This is a genomic window from Glutamicibacter soli, from assembly GCF_003309065.1.
Classification (GTDB): Bacteria; Actinomycetota; Actinomycetes; order Actinomycetales; family Micrococcaceae; genus Glutamicibacter; species Glutamicibacter soli.
This window is the reverse complement of record NZ_POAF01000003.1, coordinates 33,142-45,712: the sequence shown is the minus strand read 5'-3', so window position 1 is coordinate 45,712 and position 12,571 is coordinate 33,142. Positions and strand designations below refer to the sequence as shown.

The following is a 12,571-nucleotide window of genomic DNA, read 5'->3' as shown; positions in this document are numbered from 1 at the left end:
GCCCGCTGCCGCCCGGTGACATGGCGCGAAGCTGCGGGCAGCGCCTCGGCCTGAGCTTTTGTGACCCGAAATGACATGGCGAAGGCCGGAGGATCTACGAAAGATCCACCGACCTATCCCGGATCCGGCTAGCGACCAACGGTCGCCGCGAAATCCAGCTCCTTGAATTCGAAACCTGCGTCGCGAAGGACAGTGCTGGTCGCCTTGCGTCCTGTCAGGATGACCCGGGCATTGGTGCCCATGACCGCCGCGCCCACCGTGGGAATCAGGCTCCCGGTCGGCACACCGGGCATCCCGGCCAGCGAGCGCAGGGCTGTCATCACTTCCTCGTTGCGCAGCGGATTCGGGGCCGTGGCGTGCACGATTCCGTCGGGGATTTCAGGTGCTTCAAGGCGCAGCAGGCAACGGATGACGTGCAGCCAATCATCCATGCCGATCCAGCTGAACCACTGCTTGCCGTGGCCCAGCTTTCCGCCCAGCCCGGTGTTCGCCAGCAGATTCAGCGGGCCGAGCAACGGGGCGTCCGGATGCATGACCAGGGAGGTGCGCAGGATGTAGCGGTGCTCGGCATTGACCTGAGCCTGGGTGAACGCCTTCTCCCACGCGGCGGCAACACCGGTCATCTCGGGCAGCGCCTGCTCGCCGGTGGGGATGGGGCTGGACTCGGTGAGTTCCGTTTCGCCGGCATCGGAGAAGATCGCGGTGGTGCTGGACTGGATCCAGGTGGCCAGCTTCGAGCCCTTGGCGGTGGCCTCGGCCAGCGTACGGGTGGTGCGCACCCTCGAATCTGTCAGTTCGGCGATATTCTGGGCGGTGTTGCGCTTGTCCACGCGCTCGCCGGCCAGGTTGACCAGGTGCACCGGTCGGTCGCTGGCGAAGGCACCGGTCCACGGACCCTGGTGCTGCCCATCCCAGATGTACTGTTCGGTGGGGAAATCAGCCTCGCGGGTGCGCGAAAGCACCGCCACCGAGGCACCTCGGCAGACCAGGTCCGCGGCGAGGTTGCGGCCCAGGAACCCGCGCCCGCCGGCAATGACCACATGGGCGTTGAGCTTGATGTGCGCGGTGTGGGCGATCAGCCGGTAGAGCCGGGCTGCGGACACGGCGAAGTCCTCGCACAGGTCCTTGCCCACGGTGAACTTGAAGGCGGTGGTGCCCGGTCCGTGCAGCTCGACGGTGAAGTGCAGCATGCAGCCGCCTTCGTGCTCGTCGACGCGCCAGCGCAGCACCATGGAACCGCCGGGCTGAGGCTGGGTGAACTCGACCATGCGTGCGGCCTGGTTGCGGCGGGTGATGGAGCCGGACGGCGCGGTGGCCCGGTGCAACGGGCCGAAGACCTTGCCCGGAGGCAGCAGGTCCACCTTGGTGCCGACTCCGCGCTGGTCGTCATGCACCGTGAAGCCCAGCTGCTTCATCCAGTGCCCGGTCTGCGAGAGGTTTCCGACGATCGAATACACGGCGTCGGCGCCCGCCGCCAGGAACTGCGACTCAGTGCGCTGCCAGTGCGTGAACTTCTTGGTGCTGCTCATCGAGATTCCCCCTGCGTCGTGGAGCTTGCGGCTTATCCCAAGGCTACTTGGTGGAAGGCTGTTCGGTGGGCAGGAACCGGACGTGTGCTCGGACTGTTACGCGATCTGCTGTTCGGGGAAAACAACGGCTCCCGCCGTCCCCTGGGTCCGGGGATGGCGGGAGCCATATGCAGGTTGGCGCGGGCGGCGCTTAGGCGGTGACCTTGACGCCGAGCTCGTTCTCCATTTCGGTGAATTCTTCCTGCACCTGCTCGTTGTGGCGGTAGGTGCCCAGGGACACCAGCCAGGCAACCAGCAGGTTGATAGCGAAGCCAGGAACGATTTCATACATTGCATTCGAAAGATCTGGGATGTTGCCCCAGACGAAGACGACCACGGCGCCGGAGACCATGCCGGCGAAGGCGCCTATGGCGGTCAGCTTGCGCCAGTACAGGCTCAGCAGCACAATCGGGCCGAAGGCGCCGCCGAAGCCAGCCCAGGCAAACGATACGAGCTTGAGGATCGATGAATTCGGGTCCAGCGCCAGCAGCACGGCGATGACCGCGATAACCAGCACGCCGGCGCGGCCCAGATTCACCAGGGCCTTCGGGGAGGCCTTGCGGCCGGCGATGTTGTACAGGTCCTCCACCAGCGCGGAGGAGCAGACGATCAGCTGCGAGGACATGGTGGACATGATCGCCGCCAGCACCGCCGCCAACACCAGGCCGGCGATCAGCGGGTGGAAGAAGACCTGGCTGAGCAGCAGGAAGACGGTCTCGCTGCTGGACTTGTCCAGCGGGGCGTCGGCGAAGTAGGCGATGCCGATCAGTGCGGTGCACACCGCGCCCAGGGTGGTCAGGAACATCCAGCCGATGCCGATGCGGCGTGCGCTCTTGGCCTCGGCCGGGGTGCGCAGCGCCATGAAGCGCACCAGGATGTGCGGCTGGCCGAAGTAGCCGAAGCCCCAGGCTGCGGTGGAGAAGATCGCGACGATGGCCAGGAAGGTGCCGTTGCCGTCGAAGGAGGAGAACAGGTTGAAGGCCACCGGGTTGGCGTCGGTGATGCGCTGGCCCAGGGTATTGATGTCTCCGACCTGCAGGACTGCCACGATCGGCACCGCGACCAGGGCCGCGAACATCAGCAGGCCCTGGACCATGTCGGTCAGCGAGGCGCCCAGGAAGCCGCCGAACAGCGTGTACAGCAGGGTGATGCCGGCGACGAACAGCAGGCCGGTCATGTACGGCCAGTTGAAGGTGGAGTCGAAGAACTTGCCGGCGGCCACCATGCCCGAGGAGACATAGAAGGTGAAGAAGCCCAGGATGATGATCGAGGAGGCAATGCGCAGCATGTGCGTGCCGTCCTTCAGGCGCTTCTCGAAGTAGCTCGGGATGGTGATCGCGTTCTGCGCGATGGCGGTGTAGGAGCGCAGGCGCGGGGCCACGAACTTCCAGTTCAGCCAGGCGCCGATGAGCAGGCCGATGGCGATCCAGGCTTCGTGCATGCCGCCCAGGTAGATGGCACCGGGCAGGCCCATGAGCAGCCAGCCGGACATGTCCGAGGCGCCAGCCGACAGCGCGGCCACCCAGGGCTTCAGGCCGCGGTCGGCCAGCATGTAGTCATCGATGTTGTTGGTGCGGCGATACGCGATATAGCCGATGCCAAGCATGGCGGCCATGTAGATCGCGATCGCGATCATCTGAAAAGTCTGGTCGGACATGTTTCCTCATAACCTGTTCTGCCCGCCGCGATGATGTACCGGGGCGGGACGCGGGTCTTGTGGTGCGAGTCACCACTATGGCACCAATTGGAGGGTTTGTCGCGTTCCGTCCGGAGCGTTGTTACCGAAATGTGACCCAACTCATCGAAGGAGCCGTTTGGTCGGCGGCGGGTCGGCCGAACCCTGCTCGTCGATCATTCCAGGCTGCCGGTGCAGCAGCGAGCGCACCGCCTGCATGGCCGGGGACTGGGTCGAGGAATGCCGCATGGCGGTGAAGATGGTGCGCATCGGCGCGCCCGGCAGCTCGACCGCGCGCAGCGTCCCGGAATCGGTGCGCAGCACCAGTGCGGGCAGCAGCGCCACCGCGTTGCCGGACGCCACCAGCTGCAGATGGGCCTGCAGGTCCGCGGTTTCGTAGCGCACGTCCGGCTCGAAGCCGGCCAGCCGGCAGGACTGCTCGGCCCAGTGGCGGCTGGCCGCACCCTCCGGCTCCATCACCCAGGGCAGGTGCGCGGCGTGCTCCAAGGTGGCGACCCGGTCGAATTCGGCATTGCCCGCCGCACCCCGGGCCGGCAGCGCCAACCGGATGGCGTCGTGCGTCAGCACTCGTCGGTCGAGGTTTTCATAGTGCGGTGCGGCGTGCCCGGGGTACTGCTCGGCGACCACCAGGTCGAAGTTGCGGCTGCTGGTTTCGTGCAGCGCCTCGGCCGGCTCCTGCTGGCTCATCTCCACCCGCAGGCGCGGGTAGGTGGTGCGCAGCTCGCGCAGTACCGGCGGCATCAGGGCCAGCATGGCGGTTTGGAACACGGCCAGGCGCACGGTACCGGTGACCGTGGACAAGGTGGCGGCCAGCGCCGCTTCGGCCCGCTCCATGGAGCCAAGCAGTTCCTCGGTGTGGGCCACCAGGACCTGGGCCTGCGGGGTCAGCTGCAGCGTGCGTCCGGTGCGGCGCAGCAGCTCCACGCCCGCTTCCGCCTCCAGCTGGGTGAGCTGCTGCGAAACCGAGGAAGGGGAGTAGCTGAGCACGTCGGCGACCTCCGCGATGGTGCCGCGGATGCTCAATTCCCGAAGCAGCCGCAATCGGCGCAGTTCAAGCATGGTTTACCCCCGCGTTTTCCGGTGAATTTCAGACCCTGTGGAAACATTAGCAAACCCGAATGAAATCCTTCGGTTTTGTTCACTTTTGCTTAACCCGCAAAAGGGTCATACTCAATCTTGCACACAGCTTCGCGTGGCGCGTGGTTCCTGACCGGAGCAGGCGGCCAGCACAGCCCAAAAACGACCTGAGCGTTCGGTGCCGAACCCCCATGTACGAACCGCATCGAAGGGACCACAAGTGTCTTCCACCAACACCCAGCACCTCGTGCCGCCGGCCGTCGACGCCGCCGGCAACACCATGACCACCCCGGCCGAACTGGCCGACGACGCCATCAAGCTGGTCCGCCGCTGGCTCACCGAAGCCGCGCAGTTCCCGACCGACGCCTCCGCCGCCCGCCTGGCCGGAGTGCTCAAGGACCCCAACGGCCTGGACTTCACCGTCGGCTTCGTCGACGGCGTGATCCGTCCCGAGGACCTGAACGTCGCCGCCGCCAACCTCAAGGCCCTGGCCCCGAAGGTGCCGGCCTTCCTGCCGTGGTACATGCGCAAGGCAGTTGGCCTGGGCGGCGTCATGGCGCCGATCGTGCCGCAGATCGTGGTTCCGGCGGCCCGCAAGGTGCTGCGCGAGATGGTCGGCCACCTGATCATCGACGCCTCCGACGCCAAGCTGGGCGGCGCGATCTCCAAGATCAAGCGCGAAGGCGTCAACCTGAACGTCAACCTGCTGGGCGAGGCCATCCTGGGCGAGGGCGAAGCAGCCCGCCGCCTGGAGGGCACCACCAAGCTGCTGGCCCGCGACGACGTGGACTACGTGTCCATCAAGGTCTCCGCCACCGTGGCCCCGCACAACCACTGGGCCTTCGACGAGGCGGTGGAGCACATCATCGAGAAGCTCAAGCCGCTCTACGAGCTGGCCAACCGCGGCTCCAAGAAGAAATTCATCAACCTGGACATGGAAGAGTACAAGGACCTGGAGCTGACCATCGCGGTCTTCACCAGGATCCTGTCCATGGACGAGTTCAAGAACCTGGAAGCCGGCATCGTGCTGCAGGCCTACCTGCCGGATGCCCTGGGCGCCATGATCCAGCTGCAGGACTTCGCCTCGGCCCGCGTGGCCGATGGCGGCGCACCGATCAAGGTGCGTGTGGTCAAGGGCGCAAACCTGCCGATGGAAACCATGGAAGCCGACATCCACGGCTGGCCGCTGGCCACCTGGCACACCAAGCAGGACTCCGACACCAGCTACAAGATGGTCATCGACTACGCGCTGCGCCCGGAGCACGTGAAGAACGTGCGCATCGGCGTGGCCGGCCACAACCTGTTCGACGTGGCCCTGGCCTGGCTGCTGGCCAAGTCCCGCGGCGTCACCAAGGGCATCGAGTTCGAGATGCTGCTGGGCATGGCCACCGGCCAGGCCGAGGCGGTGCGCCGCGAGGTCGGCGAGTTGCTGCTCTACACCCCGGTGGTGCACCCGGAAGAATTCGACGTGGCGATCGCCTACCTGATCCGCCGCCTCGAAGAGGGCGCCAGCCAGGAGAACTTCATGTCCGCGGTCTTCGAGCTGGAGAAGAACGAGGCGCTGTTCCAGCGCGAGAAGGACCGCTTCCTGGCTTCCCTGGAGGCCATGAGCGAGCAGGTCCCGGCTCCGCACCGCGTGCAGAACCGCCAGATCCAGGACGAGGCGCTGGCCGGGAAGGTCCAGGGCCTGATCGAGGGCACCACCGGGTTCTTCAACACCCCGGACACCGATCCGGACCTGGCCCAGAACCGCGCCTGGGGCCGCGAGATCCTGGCCAAGATGCAGGACTCGTCGCTGGGCAAGGACCTGGTCTCCTCGCACACCATCCACTCCTCCTCGGAACTGGATGAGGCCATCGCCATGGGCGTGGACGCCGCCGCCGGCTGGCAGGCACTGGGCTCGGCCAAGCGCGCCGAGATCCTGCACCGCGCCGGCCAGCTCTTCGAAGAGCGCCGCGCCACCATGCTCGAGGTGCTCGGCTCCGAGTGCGGGAAGACCATCGACCAGGGCGACGTGGAAGTCTCCGAGGCGATCGACTTCGCCCACTACTACGCCCAGCGCGGCCGCGACCTGGACTCCGTCGACGGTGCGACCTTTGTGCCGTCCAAGCTGACCGTGGTCACCCCGCCGTGGAACTTCCCGATGGCGATCCCTGCCGGCTCCACCCTGTCGGCCCTGGCCGCGGGTTCCGCCGTCATCATCAAGCCTGCCAGCCAGGCCGCGCGCATCGGCGCCGTCATGGTCAAGGCCCTGTGGGACGCCGGCGTGCCGAAGGACGTGCTGCAGCTGGTCTTCGTCGGTGAGCGCGAGCTGGGCACCCAGCTGGTCTCCGACGCCCGCGTCGACCGCCTGATCCTGACCGGCGGCTACGAGACCGCCGAGCTGTTCCGCTCCTTCCGCAAGGACCTGCCGCTGCTTGCGGAGACCTCGGGCAAGAACGCCATCATCGTCACCCCGCATGCGGACCTCGACCTGGCGGCCAAGGATGTGGTGCAGTCGGCCTTCGGCCACGCAGGCCAGAAGTGCTCGGCCTCCTCGCTGGTCGTGCTGGTCGGCTCGGTGGCCACCTCGCGCCGCTTCAACAGCCAGCTGATCGACGCGGTCAAGTCGCTGAAGGTCGGCTACCCGTGGAACCCCGAGTCGCAGATGGGCCCGCTGATCGGCGAGCCGGGCGAGAAGCTCAAGCGCGGCCTGACCACCCTGGGCGCCGGAGAGCGCTGGGAACTGAAGCCCGAGCAGCTCGACGACTCGGGCAAGCTGTACTCCCCGGGCGTGCGCTACGGCGTGAAGCGCGGCAGCGAGTACCACCTGACCGAGTACTTCGGCCCGATCCTCGGCGTGATGACTGCCGAGACCCTGGAAGAAGCAGTGGCCATGGTCAATGAGATCGACTACGGCCTGACCTCGGGCCTGCACTCGCTGGACCAGGACGAACTGGCCTACTGGCTGGAGAACATCCAGGCCGGCAACATCTACGTGAACCGCGGCATCACTGGCGCCATCGTGCAGCGCCAGCCGTTCGGCGGATGGAAGAAGTCGGCCATCGGCGCCGGCACCAAGGCTGGCGGCCCGAACTACCTGGTCGGCATGGGTTCGTGGACCGATGCGCCGGTCACCGAGACCGCCGCGCTGTCCACCTTCGATGAGCGCCTGCTGATCACCGCGGGTCTGGACGAGGCCGACACCCAGTGGCTGTCCGCAGCCCTGGGCAGCGACAAGCTGTGGTGGAACACCGAGTTCAACCAGGCCAAGGACCGTTCAGGTCTGCAGGCCGAGCGCAACGTGTTCCGCTACCGCCCGGTGGACGTGACCGTGCGCTACGAGAACGAGACCAGCGGCCACGGCATTGCCGAGGCGCTGCGCGTGCTGGCCGCCGGCGTGACCGCGGGATCGCGCGTGGTGTTCTCCGCTGACGTCGAGCTGCCGCGCGGCGTGCGCAACCTGCTGGCCGAGCACTCGGTCACCGTGGTGCGCGAAGACGCAGCGGGCTTCGCGGCCCGCGCCGCCAAGCTGGCAGCCAAGACCGGTCCGCAGTCCTCGGCCCGCATCCGCCTGATCGGCGGGTCGCTCTCCGAAGTTGCAGAGGCCACCAACGGCAAGCCTGACGTGGCGATCTACGCCTCGAACGTCACCGGCGCCGGTCGTGTGGAGCTGCTCCCGTTCCTGCACGAGCAGGCAGTGTCCATCACCGCCCACCGCTTCGGCACTCCGAACCACCTGAGCGACTCGTTGATCTAGGCGCCGTCAGCACCAGGTCGAAGACAGGCCGCGGTGAGTTCCCCGACAAGGGGAGCTCACCGCGGCCTGCGGGTTTAATCGAGGTCCACTGACCAGTGGGCATGAACGCGCGATGCGCTGCCAAGGCCACGGCGATGCCTGGCCGAGCATTGCTGGTTTGGCCGGCACGCATGGGGCCTCGGAGCAGGGCACGTCGTGTTGTCCCATATCCTCGATGCCGATCTTCCCGTGCCGCCTCTGGGAGGCCACGCGGAAGGAGCGGAACGCTCGAAGCTAGGTACCAGAAGTGCCCAGGGGGATATGTTCGAGTGGGCGCGTGTGCTTCCGGGAGGAATGGATCATCTGTTCGTGGCTGCACGTTAGGCGGTCACTGCGGGCAAACAGCGGAATTTCTCGAACGCGGACATCATGGTTCCATCCCTTGGGCCGGAAGCGCACTGCGGGGCTCTGCATCGCTTTCTGACACATTTCCCGGAAGGTGTACGCTTCATTGCGCTTGAGTTCAACGCCGTCTTCGGGATGCTCGGTGGATTCCGGCCCGGAAACTTGCCACAGGGTGAGCTCGTCCGAATACGGGTCATAACATCCGATAAGGACCGCCGAGTTGTAGGTGGATACCAGCCCCATCGCGGTGTCCAGCGTTTCGTAGGGTGCAGTGATGACTATGGGCATCGCAGGCTGCCAACCATAGCGGCGAAGGTGCTCCTGCGCATGGGGTGACGTCAACAGATTCCTAAGTTCTTCGGCCGTGTGGGTCCGCAATTCTTGGTGAAACATCGCATGTGCTCCTGTCGTTCATGTCCGCAGCAAGTCCTTGCAATCTCAGGTATTCGCCAAGTGCGAGAGCTAATCTGTGTTCTATGTCGGTAGCTGAGTCACCACGAATCATAGGCCCTGCGTATTCTTGTCGCGGCGATTCCGCCTGATTCACAGCTTCCAACCATTTAGCGGGCGGCGGGCGGGGTCGGGCCATCCGCTCGCCGGCAGCAAATCGATTGCTTCTCCGGTACCGCTCAAGGTGGGCTGGAGCCGCCAGCGGGGCACTGTGCCGGCCTAGGACGATGACTGCATGCCGCTGGGGATCGGCACTGCAATGCGCCCTGGTCGCGGTCGGCACCCGGAGCCGTCCTCCCGTACGATCAGTTCGTTCAACTCGGATCGGTCTTTGGGGTTGATCCAGTGTCCCCGGTGTGGATGCGTCCTTCTTGGCCATAGGCCAAGGAAGCCGGACGAGGCCGCTTCGCTTTTCGCGGTCCTGGGTCGGTTCAGGCATCCGAGCGCCGCTGAACGAATTCTGGCCAACGGGTCGTTCTTGGTGCGAACCGTTGCTGCTCGTTCCGAAGGGGTGCGCCCGGTCTTCGGTTCGGACGCACCCCTGTCGACCACTCTGTTCAGGTTCTTCGGCCAGGCTCACCGGCTACCGGTGGTGAACGCGAATAAACCCTTGCAGGTCCGATGGCGCGTACTGACCTTTCACTCACTCGGGTATCGTTCTCTGCTTCCGGACACCGCTGACTGGGCCGCGGAACACCGTCGAGCGCGGTTCGTCGGCGCGCTCGCGGCGGCTGGTCCTGACGTGGTGCCGTGGATAGCTCGAGCTCGTATATGGCCAGAAGCAACTCGTCATCAATGACCAACGGGTGGAACACCGGATCAATGAAGGCAGACATGACACATCATCTCCGCGCATGCCCCTCAGGGGCATCCTTGACTAGCTGGTTAATTCCTTGGGGTCTTTCCCGCCGCGGTTGACCGCAACCTGGATACGGCGGGGCTTGGCACTTTCGGCCACATCAATATCCAGCCTCAGCACGCCATCGACATAGGAGGCTTGGATGCTCTCGGTATCCAAATGATCCCCCAGCACCAGTTCGCGGGTGAAGTGGCCCCACAGTCTTTCCGAACCGGTCACGTACTGACGGCCTTCCGGCTTGGTGCGCTCGGCGCGGATGGTCAAGATGTTCTTTTCCACGGCCATGTCGATCTGCTCGGCATCGATGCCTGGTAGATCGAATTCAGCATGGAATCCGTCTTCGTCCCGCCATGCCTCCATTGGCATCGGGTGGACGGGCTCAGAGCTGAGTTGGGTGTTGAAAGCTCGCTGTACCAAGCGGTCGAAATCGCGAAGTACCTCGGTCTGCATCATCTGAACTCATTCCTTTCTGGTGTGACACTCTATGATGGTGCAATTCACTTTCCGTTAGATCTATACCTAACGATGTAGATTTTATAGCATGGGAATCAGAGATCACGCAAGCTACGCAAGGTAAAAAATGTCAAAAAATTCTGCACACCCAGAAGGTGCCTCTCGAACGCATTCCATTGCCACCGCTGCGCAGAGCGTGGGGGTGAGCGTGCAAACTGTCAGGCTTTATGAAGTGCGAGGCTTGATCACCCCAGCACGGACCAGCGGGGGCACGCGCAGGTACCACGCGGAAGATTTGGCCCGGCTGAAGCAGATATCTGAGCTGATCGAGCAGGGCGTGAATCTGGCCGGCATCGGCATCATCTTGGAGCTGGAAGCTGAAAATATCGGCCTACGGGAGCAGCTTGCCGAACAGTCTGCCGAGGGGACGAATGAGCGCATCAGGGAATGAGCCTTGATCCGCCATCCGCCAAGGCCCGGAGGCCAGGGATGCGTTTCTCCTGCGTGGGAGAATGTGCAGTCGGGGGTTTGCTGACGTGGCCGTGCATCAACGAGAGAGCCATCGCCAAGAACGCTGGGACGTCGAGCTTGAGCGGCGATCGAGATGACCGGGCCATGCGCGTCCTGTGTCCCGATGGTCTTCCGGACTCTGCGCGCAGATTCACCAGCAGCTCGAAAAAGGGCAGGGCGGACCGTTGGCCAAGATCTGCCGGTGCTGTGCTCCGCCAGGCAACGTGACTGCCATGCCTGCTTGCCGGCATTGGAGAGGAAGCAGCAGAGACAGAGCAAGCGGACGAAGCCTCTTAAAAGGAGGAACATCCCATTGGGCAATGGGATGCTTCCTCGCAAAAGTTACCGCAGCGCGGGATCCGTTGCCCACGGTACTGCCCTTCCGGATCTGCATACGCAAATGCGTGGAAAATTACTCGACGAAAGCACGCATCCGCAAAGGGCACCTCACGAGCGTTTTGACGCTATCTGGGAGTATCCACTCGAAGGACATGGGCAAGAGTTCCGCACTCTTAGTAATCTGCCGGTGGATCCGAGGCCGGGAACGATTCCTTCTCCCACTCGCGGGCCAGGGCCTCCTCTTCCTCTTTGGTCTCCTTGCTAAGTACTTCATTTTTCTTCGGGACTAGCGTCCACTCGATCTCGGTTCATCTTGTTCCCTGCCTTCTTGGGAATCCCTGAATCACCTCGTTGACGATTCGTCCGCAAATAATTGCGCGGCAGCCTCTGCGAATCGCGGGTCCGCCTGCGGCACGAGCCAGCCCTCTGGCATGCCCTGGCCTTGGCGGCTGACGGCTCTTCGACCCGTAGGCTCCGTGCAGCGCGTTCCCCTGGATCCCGGTGGCGGGATGGGACAGCCGGTTCCACGCGCCAGCAAGCACATCTCAAGCAGACGAAGGCGGCGTGCAGGCATCAACCAGCGGGGAAGGAAGTGAAACTACAGTGCCCTCCGTCTCGCCCTAGCTTGGGAGGCAACTGCGTTCGGCTGCGAACCCCCGGCAGGTAGTTCTCGTTCCCGCATGCCAGCTGCGCAATAACGCGCCGGTCGTTGAACCCTTGAAGTCGTGGAAAAGCCCGGATTCCGGGGCCTGGCAAATGGCAGGGCGGGTAAAGATTCTCGCAGCGCTGGCGGTGCCGTCCGCAGCCTGCTTGGCCAGTTCCATAAGGGCCTGTCTTGCGCCCTCGCCGCCTGCCGGGATTCCCCGGGATCCGTTGCCAGCGATCCGGCATGTTCGGCAATCAGCGCGGGAGCACCCGCGCCGAATAGCGTGCCACAGCGAAATCGGCCAGAGCCGCCAGTGCGGCAGGCACGATGTAGCGGGCGACGGTGACCACGGCGAAGAGGGTGAAGGTTCCGTCCACGGATCGGGAGACAGCCTGCACCGCGAAGCCCATGCCCAGGGTGGAAGCCAGTCCGACCAGCCAGCCAGCCAGCCGGCGCTGGCGCAGGATGAACCAACCGGTCATGCTCAGCACCGGCAGCAGCAGGCCCCAGACGGTGAAGTAGCCGGCGTACGCGCCGGTGAGGTCCAGTGCCGAGACCAGGAACCAGTCCGCGTCTTGCACCGAACCTAGCACCGGAAACTTGAGCAGCACGTCGAGGACCAAAGACAGCAGCACCAGCCCGATGCCGAAGATCTTCGTGTCCCGCGGCAGCGGCAGCAGCCAGAAGCTTGCGAGCACGAGAACCCGGAGGGCCCACAGGGCGATGACCGACAGCACGCCGGTATCGAAGACGTAGTGCGCGGTGGCCAGGATGGTTGAGCCGATGATTCCGCTCAGGGCCACCAGCCAAACGACGATCAGCCGGGCGGACAAATTCACAAGGGGTTTCT

Annotated in this window: 8 protein-coding genes; 2 read left to right on the top strand and 6 right to left on the bottom strand. The window is 64.7% G+C overall.

Going from position 1 to position 12,571, the window contains the following annotated elements:
• Window positions 1–128: 128 nt before the first annotated feature.
• The 3 genes from C1H84_RS06780 to C1H84_RS06770 all read right to left on the bottom strand — a co-directional run bounded on the left by C1H84_RS06780 (window position 129) and on the right by C1H84_RS06770 (window position 4,323).
• A complete protein-coding gene (locus C1H84_RS06780) occupies window positions 129–1,529 on the bottom strand; it encodes an NAD-dependent epimerase/dehydratase family protein (RefSeq protein WP_244910836.1) in 1,401 nt (466 codons plus the stop codon).
• 190 nt (window positions 1,530–1,719) lie between these two features.
• Window positions 1,720–3,225 carry a sodium/proline symporter PutP gene (gene putP, locus C1H84_RS06775; RefSeq protein WP_047120013.1) on the bottom strand — a complete coding sequence of 502 codons (1,506 nt, stop codon included), beginning with the start codon at window positions 3,223–3,225 and terminating at the stop codon, window positions 1,720–1,722.
• A gap of 141 nt (window positions 3,226–3,366) precedes the next feature.
• On the bottom strand, window positions 3,367–4,323 hold the full coding sequence (locus C1H84_RS06770; protein WP_047120012.1) for a LysR substrate-binding domain-containing protein: 957 nt from the start codon (window positions 4,321–4,323) through the stop codon (window positions 3,367–3,369).
• Between the two features lie 298 nt (window positions 4,324–4,621).
• Between C1H84_RS06770 and C1H84_RS06765 the strand changes: the two genes are divergently transcribed.
• Window positions 4,622–8,080 (top strand): proline dehydrogenase family protein, encoded by a 3,459-nt coding sequence (locus C1H84_RS06765; RefSeq protein ID WP_113607221.1) that lies wholly within the window; start codon window positions 4,622–4,624, stop codon window positions 8,078–8,080.
• Between the two features lie 273 nt (window positions 8,081–8,353).
• On the opposite strand, the gene C1H84_RS06760 is transcribed toward C1H84_RS06765, so the two are convergent.
• Both C1H84_RS06760 and C1H84_RS06755 read right to left on the bottom strand, forming a co-directional pair.
• Window positions 8,354–8,857, bottom strand: a complete 504-nt coding sequence (locus C1H84_RS06760) for a hypothetical protein (protein WP_113606942.1) — start codon at window positions 8,855–8,857, stop codon at window positions 8,354–8,356.
• Between the two features lie 934 nt (window positions 8,858–9,791).
• Complete coding sequence (locus C1H84_RS06755; RefSeq protein ID WP_113606941.1) at window positions 9,792–10,226, bottom strand: Hsp20/alpha crystallin family protein; 435 nt, start codon at window positions 10,224–10,226, stop codon at window positions 9,792–9,794.
• A 127-nt stretch (window positions 10,227–10,353) separates the two neighbouring features.
• Between C1H84_RS06755 and C1H84_RS06750 the strand changes: the two genes are divergently transcribed.
• The gene (locus C1H84_RS06750; RefSeq protein WP_113606940.1) at window positions 10,354–10,677 is read left to right on the top strand and encodes a MerR family transcriptional regulator; all 324 of its coding nucleotides are present in this window, start codon (window positions 10,354–10,356) and stop codon (window positions 10,675–10,677) included.
• Between the two features lie 1,298 nt (window positions 10,678–11,975).
• On the opposite strand, the gene C1H84_RS06745 is transcribed toward C1H84_RS06750, so the two are convergent.
• Window positions 11,976–12,560 (bottom strand): hypothetical protein, encoded by a 585-nt coding sequence (locus tag C1H84_RS06745; protein WP_113606939.1) that lies wholly within the window; start codon window positions 12,558–12,560, stop codon window positions 11,976–11,978.
• Window positions 12,561–12,571: the final 11 nt, after the last annotated feature.

Excerpts from the sequence above, each read along its gene's own strand:
- C1H84_RS06780 (WP_244910836.1), bottom strand. The coding sequence starts at position 1,529 with ATGAGCAGCACCAAGAAGTTCACGCACTGGCAGCGCACTGAGTCGCAG.
- C1H84_RS06760 (WP_113606942.1), bottom strand. The coding sequence starts at position 8,857 with ATGTTTCACCAAGAATTGCGGACCCACACGGCCGAAGAACTTAGGAAT.
- putP (WP_047120013.1), bottom strand. The coding sequence starts at position 3,225 with ATGTCCGACCAGACTTTTCAGATGATCGCGATCGCGATCTACATGGCC.
- C1H84_RS06750 (WP_113606940.1), top strand. The coding sequence starts at position 10,354 with ATGTCAAAAAATTCTGCACACCCAGAAGGTGCCTCTCGAACGCATTCC.
- C1H84_RS06765 (WP_113607221.1), top strand. The coding sequence starts at position 4,622 with ATGACCACCCCGGCCGAACTGGCCGACGACGCCATCAAGCTGGTCCGC.
- C1H84_RS06770 (WP_047120012.1), bottom strand. The coding sequence starts at position 4,323 with ATGCTTGAACTGCGCCGATTGCGGCTGCTTCGGGAATTGAGCATCCGC.
- C1H84_RS06755 (WP_113606941.1), bottom strand. The coding sequence starts at position 10,226 with ATGATGCAGACCGAGGTACTTCGCGATTTCGACCGCTTGGTACAGCGA.